General features: G+C 65.3%; 18 protein-coding genes. 7 read left to right on the forward strand and 11 right to left on the reverse strand.

Going from position 1 to position 15,506, the window contains the following annotated elements:
- Position 1: 1 nt before the first annotated feature.
- The 11 genes from ACIQ09_RS04505 to dksA form a co-directional block, all read right to left on the reverse strand.
- Entirely contained in the window at positions 2-874 is an 873-nt protein-coding gene (locus ACIQ09_RS04505; protein ID WP_398306634.1) for an AEC family transporter, read from the reverse strand.
- A 93-nt stretch (positions 875-967) separates the two neighbouring features.
- Positions 968-2,305 (reverse strand): ATP-dependent protease ATPase subunit HslU, encoded by a 1,338-nt coding sequence (gene hslU, locus ACIQ09_RS04510; RefSeq protein WP_398306636.1) that lies wholly within the window; start codon positions 2,303-2,305, stop codon positions 968-970.
- Between the two features lie 72 nt (positions 2,306-2,377).
- Positions 2,378-2,917 (reverse strand): ATP-dependent protease subunit HslV, encoded by a 540-nt coding sequence (gene hslV / locus ACIQ09_RS04515; RefSeq protein WP_296409027.1) that lies wholly within the window; start codon positions 2,915-2,917, stop codon positions 2,378-2,380.
- A gap of 74 nt (positions 2,918-2,991) precedes the next feature.
- Positions 2,992-4,233: an STAS domain-containing protein gene (locus ACIQ09_RS04520; RefSeq protein ID WP_398306639.1), complete on the reverse strand. Its 1,242-nt coding sequence runs from the start codon at positions 4,231-4,233 to the stop codon at positions 2,992-2,994.
- Positions 4,234-4,302: 69 nt separating this feature from the next.
- Positions 4,303-5,094, reverse strand: coding sequence for a metal ABC transporter permease (locus ACIQ09_RS04525; protein ID WP_398306641.1), 792 nt, complete (start codon positions 5,092-5,094; stop codon positions 4,303-4,305).
- Entirely contained in the window at positions 5,091-5,678 is a 588-nt protein-coding gene (locus ACIQ09_RS04530) for an ATP-binding cassette domain-containing protein (RefSeq protein ID WP_398306643.1), read from the reverse strand. Before ACIQ09_RS04530 ends, ACIQ09_RS04525 begins: the two co-directional genes overlap by 4 nt.
- Positions 5,679-5,687: 9 nt before the next feature.
- Positions 5,688-6,596 carry a metal ABC transporter substrate-binding protein gene (locus ACIQ09_RS04535; RefSeq protein WP_398306645.1) on the reverse strand — a complete coding sequence of 303 codons (909 nt, stop codon included), beginning with the start codon at positions 6,594-6,596 and terminating at the stop codon, positions 5,688-5,690.
- 11 nt (positions 6,597-6,607) lie between these two features.
- Positions 6,608-8,065 (reverse strand): TonB-dependent receptor, encoded by a 1,458-nt coding sequence (locus tag ACIQ09_RS04540; RefSeq protein WP_398306647.1) that lies wholly within the window; start codon positions 8,063-8,065, stop codon positions 6,608-6,610.
- 84 nt (positions 8,066-8,149) lie between these two features.
- A complete protein-coding gene (locus ACIQ09_RS04545; RefSeq protein WP_398306649.1) occupies positions 8,150-8,509 on the reverse strand; it encodes a hypothetical protein in 360 nt (119 codons plus the stop codon).
- Positions 8,506-9,573 (reverse strand): CobW family GTP-binding protein, encoded by a 1,068-nt coding sequence (locus ACIQ09_RS04550; RefSeq protein ID WP_398306651.1) that lies wholly within the window; start codon positions 9,571-9,573, stop codon positions 8,506-8,508. Before ACIQ09_RS04550 ends, ACIQ09_RS04545 begins: the two co-directional genes overlap by 4 nt.
- A gap of 37 nt (positions 9,574-9,610) precedes the next feature.
- Positions 9,611-10,045 (reverse strand): RNA polymerase-binding protein DksA, encoded by a 435-nt coding sequence (gene dksA, locus ACIQ09_RS04555; protein WP_398306653.1) that lies wholly within the window; start codon positions 10,043-10,045, stop codon positions 9,611-9,613.
- Positions 10,046-10,354: 309 nt separating this feature from the next.
- Between dksA and ybgC the strand changes: the two genes are divergently transcribed.
- From ybgC to ybgF, 7 genes are read left to right on the forward strand one after another with little or no spacing between them, the layout of a single operon-like run.
- The gene (ybgC, locus tag ACIQ09_RS04560; protein WP_398306655.1) at positions 10,355-10,795 is read left to right on the forward strand and encodes a tol-pal system-associated acyl-CoA thioesterase; all 441 of its coding nucleotides are present in this window, start codon (positions 10,355-10,357) and stop codon (positions 10,793-10,795) included.
- A gap of 4 nt (positions 10,796-10,799) precedes the next feature.
- Complete coding sequence (gene tolQ / locus ACIQ09_RS04565; protein WP_398306657.1) at positions 10,800-11,474, forward strand: protein TolQ; 675 nt, start codon at positions 10,800-10,802, stop codon at positions 11,472-11,474.
- A 16-nt stretch (positions 11,475-11,490) separates the two neighbouring features.
- Entirely contained in the window at positions 11,491-11,904 is a 414-nt protein-coding gene (gene tolR, locus ACIQ09_RS04570; protein ID WP_398306659.1) for a protein TolR, read from the forward strand.
- An 8-nt stretch (positions 11,905-11,912) separates the two neighbouring features.
- Positions 11,913-12,797 (forward strand): TonB family protein, encoded by an 885-nt coding sequence (locus tag ACIQ09_RS04575; protein WP_398306661.1) that lies wholly within the window; start codon positions 11,913-11,915, stop codon positions 12,795-12,797.
- 21 nt (positions 12,798-12,818) lie between these two features.
- Positions 12,819-14,105 (forward strand): Tol-Pal system beta propeller repeat protein TolB, encoded by a 1,287-nt coding sequence (gene tolB / locus ACIQ09_RS04580; protein ID WP_398306663.1) that lies wholly within the window; start codon positions 12,819-12,821, stop codon positions 14,103-14,105.
- 60 nt (positions 14,106-14,165) lie between these two features.
- A complete protein-coding gene (gene pal, locus ACIQ09_RS04585) occupies positions 14,166-14,723 on the forward strand; it encodes a peptidoglycan-associated lipoprotein Pal (RefSeq protein WP_398306665.1) in 558 nt (185 codons plus the stop codon).
- Positions 14,723-15,469, forward strand: coding sequence for a tol-pal system protein YbgF (ybgF, locus tag ACIQ09_RS04590; RefSeq protein WP_398306667.1), 747 nt, complete (start codon positions 14,723-14,725; stop codon positions 15,467-15,469). Before pal ends, ybgF begins: the two co-directional genes overlap by 1 nt.
- Positions 15,470-15,506 lie beyond the last annotated feature (37 nt).

Here is a 15,506-nt window from a genome sequence, read left to right on the forward strand (position 1 = left end):
CCTACAGGCCCATGGCCAGCGCCAGGGGCAGAAAGGCCAGCGCCGCCACGTTGCCGATCAGGACGATGGACGCCACCTTCTCCGGCTCCTGGTGGTAGCGCTCGGCAAAGATGTAGTTGAGCACCGCCGGCGGCAGGGCGCCAAAGACCAACAGCAGGGCACGCTCCCGTTCGGGCAGGGGCACCACCAGCATGACGGCAGCGGCCAGCAGCATGCCGATCACCGGCCGTGCCACCGCGCCGATCAGACCCAGGCGGATCTCGCCGATACGGGACTCGGTGAGGCGTACGCCCAGAGCGAAGAGCATCAGGGGAATGGAGATCTCGCCGAGCATGCGGATGGCGATCATCGCCGGCTCCCACACCTCAAAGCCACTCAAGCCCACCGCCAACCCCGCCATGGTGGCCAGCACGGAGGGCACTTTCCAGATTCCGCCGAGCTTGATCTGGTGATCCAGCAGCCAGGCGCCGAAGGAGAAGTGCAGCAGATTGGAGACCATGAACATCACCACCGCCGGCGCCAGGGCCTGCTCGCCGAAGGCCAGCACGGCCAGGGGAAGCCCCAGGTTGCCGCAGTTGTTGAACATGATCGGTGGCACCAGGGTCTTCGGGGCGATGCCGAGGACCCGGGCCGTCAGCAGGCCGAGCAGGCCGGAACCGATCACCACCGCCAGAGTGGCCCCCAGCAGGGGCAGAAACTCGGTGATGTGAAAGGATTTGTTGGCCAGCGCCCCGAACACCAGGGCCGGCACGAACACGTCCATGTTCAGCTTGTTGGCGTGGGACAGGTCGGGCTTGGCCCGTCGACCGACCATGAAGCCGATGGCGGTGATGGCAAACAGCGGAAAGAGGATGGAGACAATGCGCAGCAACATGACCGGAAACCGTTGAGTCCGGACAGATGCCGGTAGAGACCCGATTGTAGAGCCGGCCCCTGGGGGCCGGCGTCGGGGTTTTCCCCCAGGGACTTACAGCACGTAGCGGGCCAGGTCTTCGCGCTGGGCCAGCATCTCGAGGCGGCCATCGACGAAGGCGGCGTCGATACGTACCGTCTGCGGGCCGGCCTTGCCGGCTTCGAAGGCCAGCTCTTCGAGAAGCTTCTCCATCACGGTGTACAAACGCCGGGCGCCGATATTTTCGGTCTTCTCGTTCACCTGGAAGGCGATCTCGGCCAGACGGCGGATGCCCTCCGGCGCGAATTCGAGGCTCACCCCGTCGGTAGCCAGCAGGGCTTCGTACTGACGGGTCAGGCAGGCATCGGTCTGGGTCAGGATGCACTCGAAATCCTCCACCGACAGGGAGTCCAACTCCACGCGGATGGGGAAGCGGCCCTGCAGCTCGGGAATCAGGTCGCTCGGGCGGGACAGATGGAAGGCTCCGCTGGCGATGAACAGGATGTGATCGGTCTTCACCATTCCGTACTTGGTACTGATGGTCGTGCCTTCGACCAGCGGCAGCAGGTCGCGCTGCACGCCCTGGCGTGACACGTCGGCGCCGTGGCTGTCGGAACGGGTGGCGATCTTGTCGATCTCGTCGAGGAAGACAATGCCGTTCTGCTCCACCATGCGCAGGGCTTCGGCTTTCATCTCCTCTTCATTGACCAGCTTGGCTGCTTCCTCGTCGGTGAGGAGCTTCATGGCTTCGCTGATCTTCAGCTTGCGGGATTTTTTCTTCCCGCCACCGATGTTCTGGAACATGCTCTGCAGCTGGCCGGTGAGCTCCTCCATGCCCGGGGGCGCGAGGATCTCGGCGCTCATGCCGGGCACCGCCACCTCGATGTCCACTTCCTTGTCGTCCAGCTCACCTTCGCGCAGCTTCTTGCGGAATTTCTGGCGGGTGGCGTTATCTTCCGGCGCGGCCGCTTCGGTACCAAAACCCACCGTAGGCCGGGCCGGCGGCAGCAGGATGTCGAGCACCCTGTCTTCGGCGGCGTCCTGGGCCCGGTCGCGGACCTTCTTCATGGCCTGCTCGCGGTGGGACTTGATGGCGATTTCCACCAGATCGCGGATGATCGTATCCACATCCCGGCCAACATAGCCAACTTCAGTGAACTTGGTCGCCTCTATCTTGATGAAGGGCGCGTTGGCCAGGCGGGCCAGGCGGCGAGCAATCTCGGTCTTGCCGACGCCGGTCGGTCCGATCATCAGGATGTTCTTGGGAGTGATCTCACTCTTCAGCGGTTCGGCCACCTGGGCGCGCCGCCAGCGGTTGCGCAGGGCCACGGCCACGGCCTTCTTGGCTTTGCCCTGGCCGACGATGTGCTTGTCGAGTTCGGAGACAATTTCCGGGGGGGTCATCTGGGTCATGGGAACATCCTGGGTGCAGAGCGGGTCTTTCCACCGGTCACGCAGCGCCGCCCTCGGCGAGGGCGGCTGGCGTCACGGCTTCAGCACCTCGATGGTGTGGCAATGATTGGTGTAGATGCACAGGTCGCCGGCGATGGTCAGGGACTTCTTGACCACCTCTTCGGGCGTAAGCTCGGTGTTCTCGATCAGCCCCCGGGCCGCTGCCTGGGCGTAGGCGCCGCCGCTGCCGATGGCCACGATGCCCTGCTCGGGCTCGAGCACGTCGCCATTGCCGGTGATGATCAGGGAGTTGTCCAGGTCGGCCACCGCCAGCATGGCCTCCAGGCGGCGCAGCGCCCGGTCGGTGCGCCAGTCCTTGGCGAGCTCTACCGCGCTGCGCACCAGGTTGCCCTGATGCTTCTCGAGCTTGGCCTCGAAGCGCTCAAAGAGGGTAAAGGCATCCGCCGTGCCGCCGGCGAAGCCCGCCAGGATGCGGTCCTGGTAGAGCTTGCGCACCTTGCGGGCACTGGCCTTGATGACGATATTGCCGAGGGTGACCTGGCCGTCGCCCCCCAGGGCGACGTGCCGGCCGCGCCGGACCGAGAGAATGGTAGTGCCGTGATATTGTTCCATCAGGCGGATATGGGGATCGAAAAAGCAATTACAAGCCCCACCCGGCACGCCATCAGGCGGCCCCCACAGCCCCCTCAGCCGCGCAGTTCGATGCGCGCCACCTGATGGAGACTCATCACCTGCATCAGGGCGGCAACCATGGAGTTGACGCCTTTCAGCACCACTAGGCGCCCCTGGGCATGGAGCTGGGAAACGATGTTGAAGAGGGTACCGGCCGAGACGAAATCCATGCGCCGTAGCTGACTGCAGTCCACCTCCACCTTGGTGCGCCCACTGGCAAAGGCCGTGATCTTGCGCAGCACCTCAGTATTCGGGCCGACGATCTCGCCGTCCAGGCGATAGACGTCACTGAGTTGCACGGCAAGAACCTCTGCACCAGCCTGGCTGGCGGTAAGCTCTGGAGGGGGCTCCCACGAGGGTGGCGACTCCTCGAAGGTCATGGCGTAATCAACCGCCAGTTCTTCGAAGCGATCATTCTGTTCGGTGTATTGCAGCACTTCCAGCAGCAGCAGCCAGACTGGCTTTTGTTCGGCCTTGCCAGGCGTAACCACACCGCCCAGGACCGCGGCGAGATGCCCGGCCCCTGCCAGGGACAGCTTGATCTTGGCCTTTCGCAGCCCGCGCACGGCACGTAGCAACAGTTCGGCACCGGCATTGTCCACGCCACGCAGGCGGCTCAGGTCGATGCGCAAGGCTCCGGTTCGCATGCCGATCTGGATGAGCTGGGCGAACTGCGCTGCTGCCTGGCCGTTAAGGATGCCGGAAAGATTGACGGTCTGAACCTTGGCTTCGGTGCCCTTGGCCCCCTGGGGAGAAAGGTCCAGCCAGGCGGGCGGGGAACGTTCGAACTCGGTGGCGTAGCTCAGGCTGAGCGCCTCGAAGCGCTCCCGGTGTCCGGTCAGGCGCAGCAGGTCGAGGAGCATGCCCCACAGGGTGAGCCGTGCATCGGCACCCCTGATAGTGTTCAAAGCGTGCTCAAGAACCGTCCGGGCGTCATCGTAGCCACCATTGGCGTACAGGATGGCAGCCTCTTCGGCAGAGGGAGACATTTCGTCGACCCCCTCTTCCACGTGAACCTTGTCGGCACACTGGGCCATGACGCGCTTCAGGTCGCCGCCGGCGATGGTGAAATCGAGGGACGAGGTTTCACTGTGGGACTTGCCCGGCAGCCGTGACAGGGGCGCTTGGGACAGTGGTGGCGGCGGAGGCGGTGCAGACGGGCGGGAACTGCCCTGGGCGGGATCGGTACCGACCCGGGGACGCGGTGCTGGACTTCCGGCAGCTGCAGGCTTCTTGCCGAAAAACGGTAGCGCCACTCCACACCCTCCAGTTTGATTTGTTCAGATTAAACAGGATAACACTCAACAAAGCATGAGCTGGCTGATTTACAAGCGGTCAGATTTCACACCCAGAGCAAGGATGATGACAACCAGAAGTAGCGCACAGACCGGACCAAAGGGCTGGTCAAATGCCAGGGACAGGGCAAATGCCAGGCTGTATCCGGCCATCCCGACAGCGGCCGCAAGACCCAGCCCGAAGCGCCAGCTGCGCCCGAAGCGATAAGCCACCAGAGGGGGGACGAAAACCAGTGCAAAAGCAGCCATTACCCCGATGCTGACCGTGGCAAGGGCGATCACCACTCCGGCCAGAAGATCGAAGAGCATCAGCCGGGGCCGCGCATCCAGCCCCCGAGCCTGGTGAAACTCGGGAAAGAAACGCGCCAACAGCAAGGGGCGATTGAGGCGCAGCAGCACCGGTACAGCCCCGGCGCAGACGAGAGCAACTGCCAGCAGATGCCCCTCACCCGTAAAGTACAGCTGGCCGTCGAACAGGGCATGGCCAGCCTGCTCGGCAAGGGGATGGTTGGCCACCAGGAGCACACCGCCCCCCCAGGCAAGCAGCATCATCAGAGCGTAGGCATTGGCGCCCGCCGCCGCGGCAAAACCCTTAGCGAGGGCGGCCAGCAGGGCCGCCAGGGCGCCACCGGCCAGCATCGGCCAGCCCAGCACCATGGCCAGCAGGGCCCCGGCCGAGGCCATCTGGGCAAAGGCCAGAGCGGCCAGCCACTCACCACGCAGACGCAGGTACATGCCGATCAGCGGCAGCAGGCCGGCCAGCAGCAGGCCGGTCAGAAACGGCACCCGGAAAAGCGGGTCGAAAAGCAGTTCGAGATTCATTGCCGCGGCGCCTCCACGGCCACACCCACCTCGATCACCCGGGTGCATACCCGGTCGATCAGGGCCGGATCGTGGGAGACGATGACGATGCCCTGGTCCGAATGCGCCCGGCCTAGCCAGTCGGCCAGGTAGTCCACGCCTGCCCGGTCGAGATTGTTGCTGGGCTCATCAAGCAGCACGATGTCGGCATGAGTGGCCAGGCAAGCCCACAGGCGCAGGAACTGGAGCTGCCCGCCAGACAGGCGGTCGAGCCGCCAGTCAAGCCGCTCGGCCAGCCACGGGGGCAGCCCGACCGGTGTAGCGCCGGTCAGGGCCAGCAGCTCCCGGCCGGTCAGGGGCACGCCGCGCAGGTCATCAAAGCCCTGGGCCTGATGGGAGATGGTCAGGCCCGGGGCCTTCTCGACACGCCCGCCAAACACTTTCACCCCTCCCCACAAGGCCTTCAACAGTGTGGACTTGCCAGCGCCGTTGGGGCCGGCAAGTCCAAGGATCTCGCCCCGGCGTAACTCAAAGCCCAGGGGGCCGGCCACCGGCGCGGCGTAGCCCGCCACCAGCCCAGTCACGCGAAGCAGGATCCCGTCCATCACCTCTCCTTACTTGAGACCGCCGAGCAGGCGCTGCACGGTATCGTCGAACAGGGCGGTCAGATCACCCGCGGCGGGGTTGCCGCCCACGGTGAAAGGCAGCACCACCACCGGGATGCCGGCCCGCTCACCAAGCCACTCAGATGCCGTCGGGCGGGAGTAGGCCGCACGCAGGATCATCCGGGCCGGGGTCTCCTTCTGGCGCGCCAGCAGGCCCGCCAGATGGGCGCTACCCGGCTCGACCCCGGGTTTGGGCTCCAGGGCACCCAGCTCCTTCAGCCCGAGCCAATCAGCCATGTAAGCAAAGGAACGGTGCTGCACCCACACCGGCACCCCCCGCAATGGTGCAGCCGCCTGCTCCCAGCGCCCCATGGCGGCCCTCCAGCGCTCGCTGAAGCGGGCCAGATTGGCCCCATATGCGCTAGCGCCAGCCGGATCAATGCGGCTCAGACGCGCGGCCAGGGCTTCGGCAACTTTGAGGATGTTGCGCGGATCTGTCTGAACATGGGGATTGCCACCAGGGTGTACGTCTCCATCGGCTCGGTCGAGTCGCGCCGGCACTTCGATCAGGCGCACCGCACTGGCGGCTTCGAAATAACCCGGCAGCCCCGGATGGATGCCCGCGTTGCCGGATTCCCGCAACACCACCGGCAACCAACCTATTTCCAGATCGGCGCCGGTGGCCACCACCAGCTGGCTACCCCGTGCCCGGGCGATGAGAGAGGGTTTCGCCTCAATGCGGTGGGGGTCCTGCAGGGCATTGGTGGCAGCAAAGACCTGGACTCGCTCTCCGCCGATTTCCTTCGCCAGCGCAGCCCATTCGGGCACCGTGGCAAAGACGTTGAGAGCAGCCGCGGCGGGCAGGGCCAGCAAAGTGAGAAGCACTGCGGCAAGACGCAGCATCAGCTTGGGAAACATGCTTGGACTCCTCAGAACTTGTGAGCGCCGTGGGCGCCGAGACTCATGATGTACTGCAGCCAGATCTGGTTGTCGGACTCGTCCCTGCGGGACTTGTCGCGGGCCAGTTGCAGACGCAGACGGGAGAACTCGGATGGGGACCAGTCCAGCATTGCCGACTGGCGGCTCGCGTTGTAGCCGGCCAGCAGGGGCAGGCCTGCCGGATCGAGGCTGCCCAGATTGGCCGTACCGCTGTCAAGCCAGTCGCCGCGCACACCCACGCGCCAGCGTGGCATGAACTGATACACCGCCTGGAGATAGCTGCCCGACTGGCGGAATCGAGCCGCCGAGCTGGCCTCGGTGAGGCCACCGATGTCGTAGTTCAGGTCACCGGTCTCACGCCGCTGGAAGTACTCTCCCTGCACCTTGAGGTTGGTGACGCTACTGTTGCCATTGGGCGCCCACTTGTACACGAAGTCGGCAATCCAGGTCTGGCTGCGGCCGGAAAAGCTGTGGGCGAGGGCCGTGCCGGTGGCGTCAGCGCCGTCCTCGAAGCCTCGCTCCCGCGGATTGGTGCGCACGTGGGACAGGCCCACCTGCCACGCCGATGAGGTGCCGATGTCGCCCCCGAGGTGCGCGAAGGCCGTCCACAGGCCGGCGCCATTGCGGTTGCGCTCGGCACCGGGGAATTTCTGCCCGCTGGCCACTTCCGTCCCGAGCTCGAGGAATAGATCGGTCGGTGCAACCCAGCGCAACTGCACGCCGTCGTTCTGCAGGCGGTAGCCGAAGAAGGCCTTGTAGGCCAGCGGCGCGTCGGCAAAGTCCCATTCGTGGGGGTGCTGCTGGTTGAGGTAGCCGACGCCGGACAGGAAGCGCCCGGCCTTTACCTTGAGCCCCGAAGACAGGCCCAGGGTTTCCACGTTGACTTCCTCAACCTCGACCACGCCTGCCCCATCGTCCTCGGCCAGTGCAAAACGGGCGTTGGCGCGGAACAGGTGATCCACATTGGCCGAGAAGGCCAGCTCAGACTCCCCGAGAGAGAAGCCCTTGCGGGGAGGGCCGACCTCACCGCCGGAGGGGATGAAACCATCGATGCGGTAGCCCCCCGGGTCGCGCTGGAAGCGGGTGAACTTGCTATCGATGATCAAGGACACGGACGGGTTGAAAGCACTCGCCGACACGGGGCGGCTGGCCACGCTGGCCGCTACAGCCTGGGCCTCGGCCGCCTGGGCCTCGACCTTGGCCACCGACTGGACAGCCGTGGTGGCGGTGGACCCGGCCGCAGCCGCGGCCGTGGCCGCGCCTGCCGCGCGCTGTTCGGTTTCGGCCAGCCGGCGCTCGAGGGCTTCGATGCGCTGCTGGTAGGAATCACGCAGCTCACGGAGCTGCTGACGAAGTTGTTTCAGATCGGCATCGGATGCCGCGGAGGCGACGGCCGGAAAGGCCGCAGCGAGGGCAACGCAAAGCGCGCCGGGACGAAGAAAAGACATGGCTCGGATCTCCTGGGATCGGTCCGTAAATGGGGTCTGCCGGCGCGGGCAGAGCCGGCACCGGTCATCACGAAAGGGACGGGATCAGGACGAAACGGGCGGGCCCCGGGCATGGGGCCGGGGCAGGCGCAAGGCACCGGGAACAAGATCGGAATCGGCCGGAAGGGCCAGCGCCGGAACATCGACGGCCAGCACCGGCACAGTCGGCGGCAGCACTGCAGCCAGATCGGCAGCGGCCAGACACAGCAGGCATGCGTCGTGGCGATCAGCAGCAGGCACGCCCCCATCCGGCGAGATCTGGAGGACGGTGTTTTCGGCCCGCGCCAGCGCCGCCAGATCGCCCATGTGACCAACGGCGTGGGCGGCGGCAAAGATCTGAGCACATACCAGCAGCAGCGCCAGTGCGCTGCGCAACAGGGCCGGGGAGCGGGTCGACGACTTCATGCGGCGCACGCCGGCTGCGCCGGGCAGAAGCAGGCGAAGGCTTGATCAACGATCTCCCGCGGGAGGTCGCGGACGATGAACACCAGGCGGGTGCTGCGTGCCTCGTCCGGCCAGGCGGGCAGGGCCGCCTCCGGATAGCGCAGGTGATGCACGCACTGGATTACGCGGGGCAGCGCCTCACCCCGGACATGGACGATGCCCTTCACGCGCAGCAACTGGTCGCCCTTGAGGCCTTGCAGCATGTCCAGCGCCGTGGAGAAATCGCCCCAGGCCACCGGAGTGTCGATGCGCACCACGAAGGCATGAACCGACGCGTCATGACGGCTGTCATCCGTCGCCGCTGCACGCCCCCGCGGGGTGTAGGGATGGGCGGCCGCCTGCGCCGCCACGGCCTCGTCGGCCAGCCAACGGGCCACATCGGCGTTCTTGCGGGCAGGGTTCCACAGACCGCAGTCGAGGATGGCTTCCGGGGCGACGACGCCCCTTTCGACGCGCAGCTGCGGCGCCCCGGGATTGAGCCCTGACAGGCACGCCGCCAGGCTCTCAAGCGCCGGACGGTCGGCCTGGTCGCACTTGGTAATAAGCAGACGATCAGCCATCGCCACCTGCTTGACGGCTTCGGGCTGGCGCGCCAGCTGTCCGATGCCGAACACCGCGTCCACCACCGTAATCACCCCGTCCAGGCGGAAACGCTCAGCAATGAAAAAATCCTGCATGAGCGTGAACAGCACCGGGGCCGGGTCGGCCAGGCCGGTAGTTTCGATGACGATGCGCTCCAGGGCCGGCAGTTCGCGACGCAGGCGCCGCATGAAGAGCGCCCGCAGGGTCCGCGTCAGGTCACCGCGGACCGTGCAGCACAGACAACCAGACTCGAGGAGGACAAGATTCTCGTCGATGTGTTCGACGAGGAGATGATCGATCGGCACTGCACCGAACTCGTTCATCAGCACCACCGTGCCCGCCAGTTCGGGCTGGCGCAGCAGGTGATTGAGGACAGTCGTCTTGCCTGCCCCGAGAAAACCAGTAAGCAGGGAAACGGGAATGCGAGGCACCGGGGCGGTCATGACATGCGTTGCCGTCCCGGCAGAGCCAGGCCGGGGATTACTCCCCGTACAGCTTCTGGGTGCGTTCGCGACGCTCCTGGGCGTCGATGGAGAGGGTGGCCGTGGGGCGGGCCAGCAGGCGACCGATACCGATCGGATCACCGGTTTCCTCACACCAGCCATACTCGCCTTCGGAAATGCGCCCCAACGCCTCGTCGATCTTCTTGAGCAGCTTGCGCTCCCGATCACGCACGCGCAGTTCGAGTGCGTGCTCTTCTTCCACCGTGGCACGGTCGGCCGGATCGGCGACGAGTTCGTTCTCGCGCAGATTGGCACCGGTGCTGGCGGCGTTCTCGAGCAGCTCGTCACGCATCCTGGAGAGACGGACCCGGAAGAACTCCAGCTGGGCCGGGTTCATGTAGTCGTCTTCCGGCATGGCCAGAATTTCGGCCTCGGTCAGCAGCTTGTCATTGCTTGTCGTAGTTGCAACCATGTCTCATTCCTCCCATGAATCGAATGTCGGGCACTGAGGCCCGGGCCGGCCCGGATTTCGGCCAGTTTCTCGACTCTTACAAGTCCTGCGGGGCATTCTGCCGCAAACAGCTTCGCGACACCTGTGCATCTGTTGTTCGGAACAATGCACAAAACGCACCAGTTCGCGCTCAAGGCCGCGATTCTATGCACAGGATTGCTGCAATTACAACGTCCGTTCGGCAAACCTGGACATCACGACCAACATTCTGAAACATTGAATGAAGCCCTGTGCTTCGGAACAGGGGGGGTCATACTGTAAAATGTTGCGATGCACGCATCGAAACATCCCTCACCAGACCAGCACAAACCCCGCTTCACGCTGCCGGTGCGGGTTTACTACGAAGACACCGACGCTGCCGGCGTCGTGTACTACCCCAATTATCTCAAATTCTGCGAACGGGCCCGTACGGAATGGCTGCGGGAAACCGGCTTCGGGCAGAAAGCCCTGGCCGCTGAACAGCATATCGTATTTGTCGTCCGTACCGTACAGGCCGAATACCTTCAAGCCGCCGTGCTCGACGACCAACTCGAGGTCGTCACCAGCATCGAGCGTCTTGGGCAAGCCAGCCTCGTTTTCGCCCAGAAGATCGTCCGCGACAGCCGGGTCATCTTTGAAGCCCTGATCACCATCGCCTGCATTTCGCTCGAATCCCGCAAGGCCGCCCCGATCCCCCCCGCTGTGCGCGCACAGTTCGCCACCTTGGTTTAATCCGATGAACGTCACTGAAGATCTCTCAATCCTGTCCCTGATCGCCAATGCCAGCCTGCTGGTCAAGTTGGTAATGGCCTTGCTGGGCACAGTGTCCTTCATGTCCTGGTACTGGATCTTTCGCAAGTGGTTTTCCATCCGCGACGCCAAGAAGAAGACCGATCTGTTCGAGCGCGACTTCTGGAGTGGTGGCGACCTCAACGCCCTGTACCAGAGCGCGGCCACCAGCCGTCACGAAGCCGCCGGCATGGAGCGCATCTTCGAGGCCGGCTACCGGGAGTTCGCCAAGCTGCGCGGCAAGAGCCTGGACCACGGTGCCGTGATGGATGGCGCCCGCCGTGCCATGCGCGCCACCTACCAGCGCGAGGTGGACGACCTGGAAGCCCACCTGGCTTTCCTCGCCTCCGTCGGTTCGGTCTCCCCCTATGTGGGCCTGTTCGGCACCGTGTGGGGCATCATGAACGCCTTCCGCGGCCTCTCCAACGTGGGCTCCGCCACCCTCGCCCACGTCGCCCCCGGCATTGCCGAGGCCCTGGTGGCCACGGCAATCGGCCTGTTCGCGGCAATTCCGGCGGTGGTGGCCTACAACCGCTTCGCCCACGACATCGACCGCATCGCGATCCGCTTCGAAAGCTTCACAGAGGAGTTCCTGAACATCCTCCAGCGCCAGCTGCGCTGACCGGAGCCCCGCCGCCATGCGTCAACGCCGCCTGATGAACCAGATCAACGTCGTGCCCTACATCGACGTGATGCTGGTGCTCCTCGTGATCTTCATGGTCACCGCACCGATGATCCAGTCCGGTTCGGTCAACCTGCCCAGCGTGGATAAAGTCCCCGCCCCGCCCACCGATGCCATGGTCGTGCAGGTCAAGCCCGATGGCGAGCTGGCCCTGCGACTGACCAGCGGCTCGCCCGAAAAGGCCCTAAACCGCAAGGATCTGATCAGTGAGGTGCAGGCCGCCGTGTCCGCCAACCCGGGCCAGTCGGTCATCATCGCTGCCGACAAGAACGTCAAGTACGAACTGGTGATGAACACCCTCAACGACCTGCGCAATGCAGGTGTAAACAAGGTCGGCCTGCAGACGCAGGTCGGCAAGTCGTCCCGATGAACCCAGCAATGCCCGCCAACGAGCGGGGCAAATGGTCGTCCCTGGCACTGGCTGCGGGGGTACACATCGCCCTCGGCATGTTCCTGTTCTACGGCGTACGCTGGCAGAACCGCCTGCCCGACGCCGTCGAGGTGGAGCTGGTGAGTGCGCCCCCGCCTGCCGCCGTGGTGGCACCGCCGCCCCCCGCGCCGGCCCCGCCTCGCCCTGCCCCCCGGCCAGCGCCCCCCGAGCCCGAGGACGAACCCGAGCCCGCCCCGCCGCCGCGCAAGCACCCGGATATCGCCATCAAGGCCCCCGAGCCCAAGAAGACACCACCCAAGCCGGTCAAGGAGGTCGAAAAGCCCCCAAAGCCGGAGCCCAAACCTGAACCGAAGCCCAAACCCGAGCCCAAGGCAAAACCTGAACCGGTGAAGGTCGAGAAGCCGGTCAAGCCGGTGGAAAAGCCCGTCAAGACCGACAAGAATGCCAAGGCCGACGCCGAGAAGGCCAGGGAGCTGGAAGACCGCCGCATGCGCGAGCTGATGGCGCGGGACTCGGAGAACATCAGCCAGTCCAAGCAGCTTCAGGAGGAACTTGCCCGCGTTGCCGGGGCCAAAGCCAGCGCAGCACGCAGCAAGGCCCAGGAAGCCTATGTGGAGAAGATCCGCGCCAAGGTGAAGGGCAACATCGTGCTGCCACCGGGTGTCAGCGGGGATCCGTTCGCGATCTTCTACGTGGACCAGCTTCCCGATGGCTCAGTGATCGAGGTGCGCCTCAAACGCTCGACCGGCAATGCCCAGCTTGATGCAGCCATTGAACGCGCGATCCAGAAATCCAGTCCGCTGCCCAAACCGGACAAACCGGAGCTCTTCAACCGCACGCTGGAGCTGAAGTTCTATCCGCTCCGCGACTAAACCCACGGTGAACCCACACCCATGACTCAACGCATCCTGACCTTCCTGCGCGGCACCGCCACCGTCTGCGCGCTGGCCCTTGCGTCCTCCCTGGCCCAGGCCCAGCTCTCCATTGAGATCACCGGCGCCGGCACCAACCGCATGCCGGTGGCCGTCGCCAGCTTCGAGGGCGAGCAGGCGCTCCCCAGAGCCGTCACCGACGTGGTGCGCGCCGACCTGGAGCGCAGCGGCCTGTTCAAGATGGTCGAACTCGGCCCCTCCCCAATGGGCGCCGACGCCCCGCCAGACTTCGGCCGCGTCCGCTCGCGGGGCGCCGATGCCTTCGCCGTGGGCACCGTTGCCCCGTCCGGCAGCGGCCGCTACCAGGTGCAGTTCCGCCTCTTCGATGCCGCCAAGCAGGTCAGCCTGGGCAGTCAGGCCATGGTGATGGCACCCAACCAGTACCGCACCACCGGTCACCGCATCGCCGACTTCATCTACGAGAAACTCACGGGCGAGCCCGGCGTGTTCTCGACCCGCATCGCCTACGTGCTCAAATCCGGCCCGCGCTACGAACTGCAGATCGCCGACGCCGACGGCAGCAACGCCCAGACCGCGCTGGCCTCCAAGGAGCCGATCATCTCGCCGGCCTGGTCGCCGGACGGCAGTCGCCTCGCTTATGTGTCCTTCGAAGCCAAGAAGCCGGTGGTCTACGTGCACTCCCTGGCCACCGGTCAGCGTAACGTGGCGGCCAACTTCAAGGGCTCCAACTCGGCCCCGGCCTGGTCGCCGGATGGCCGCCGCCTGGCGGTGGTGCTGACCAAGGACGGCCAGTCCCAGCTCTATTCGGTGAACGCCGATGGTTCCGGCGTGCAGCGTCTGGCCTCGTCGTCAGGGATCGACACGGAACCCGCCTGGTCCACTGACGGCTGGATCTATTTCACCTCTGATCGGGGCGGCAGCCCGCAGATCTACCGCGTACCGGCCGGTGGTGGTGACGCCCAGCGAGTCAGCTTCGAAGGCACCTACAACGTGAGCCCACGCCCGTCGCCCGACGGCAAGAGTCTTGTGTACGTCTCCCGCAACGGTGGCCGCTTCCAGGTCACCCTGCTCGACCTGAATTCCCGTCAGACCCAGATCCTCACCGACTCGGCCAAGGATGAATCCCCCAGCTTCGCCCCCAACGGGCGCATGGTGCTCTACGCCACCGAAGTGGGCGGACGCGGCGTACTCGCTGCCGTGTCGTCCGACGGTCGTGTCAAGCAGCGTCTGTCGGTACAATCCGGCGACGTGCGCGAACCCGCCTGGGGTCCGCAGCCGCGTAACTGACACTTATAAGAACCACACTCCTTCCCACCCCGCCCCTTGCTTGCTCCCGGAGCCCACACCATGAAGTGCACCCGCATCACCCTGTCCCTGATCGCCGTCGGCCTGCTGGCCGCCTGCTCATCATCCCCCTCCACCGAAGGCCAGACCGGCGCGGCCGTTGAAGACCGCTCCAGCGGTGCTGCCAGCTCCGGCGTTGACAGCAGCCGTGTCGTGCCGGTCGACGCCGGCGGCGCCAACGGCAAGAGCGCCTACCCCGAGCTCAAGGACCCCAAGAGCATCCTGTCCAAGCGGAGCGTGCTGTTCGACTACAACAGCTACGTGATCAAGGATGAGTACCGCTCGCTGGTTGAAGCCCACGCCAAATTCCTGACCAGCCACCCGTCCGTGAAGATGCTGATCCAGGGCAACACCGACGAACGTGGCAGCCGCGAGTACAACCTGGCCCTCGGTCAGAAGCGCTCTGACGCCGTCAAGAAGGCGCTGACCCTGCTGGGCGTGTCCGAATCCCAACTCGAATCGGTCAGCCTCGGCGAGGAAAAGCCCAGTTGCGGTGATGCCAGCGAATCCTGCTGGTCCGCCAACCGTCGCGGCGACATGCTCTATTCGGGTGAGTTCTGATGTTTCTCCGCCTTCTGCCCCGCGTGATGGCGGCCCTGCTGGCCGGGCTGTGCACCGCCCAGGCCCAGGCCGGCCTGTTTGACGACGAGGAAGCCCGGGCACGCATCAATGCGATGCGCGCCGAGCTGAGCGTCCGTCTCGACAAGCTGGAAGCGAGCTCCCGGGCCCAGCTCGAGCTCGCCAACCAGATTGATCTGCTGAAAGCCGAGATCGCCCGCCTGCGTGGCGAGAATGAGGTGCTCAGTAACGATCTGGCCAACGCCATTAAGCGACAGAAGGATTTCTACGTCGATCTCGACAACCGCCTGCGCAAGATCGAGACCCCCGCTACCAGCGCTGAGGCCCCCCAGGCTGCGCCAGTAGCGGCGGTCGACCCCGCCGCAGAGAGCCGCGACTACGAAGCGGCCCTGACCCAATTGCGCGGCGGCAAGTACAAGGAAGCAGCAGGCAGCTTCATCGCCTTCACCAAGGCCTACCCAAGCAGCAGCTTCCTGCCCAGTGCCCACTTCTGGGCCGCCAGCGCCCTGTATCAGCAGAAGGACAACGTCGGCGCAGCCGAGCACTACGGCAAGGTAGCCAGTCAATGGCCCGACGACAACCGTGCACCGGACGCCCTGCTCGGCCTGGCCAGTACCCAGCAGGCCCGCAACGATAATGTCGGTGCCACCCGCAGCCTGGAAAAACTGGTGTCCCGCTATCCAAGCAGTTCGGCCGCGCAGATTGCCAAACAACGCCTGAAGAAGTGACAAACCCGCCAGCCCCGCGCCCATCGGCCGGGGCTGT

Origin of the sequence: Zoogloea sp., assembly GCF_044344315.1 — a bacterium.
GTDB lineage: Bacteria > Pseudomonadota > Gammaproteobacteria > Burkholderiales > Rhodocyclaceae > Zoogloea.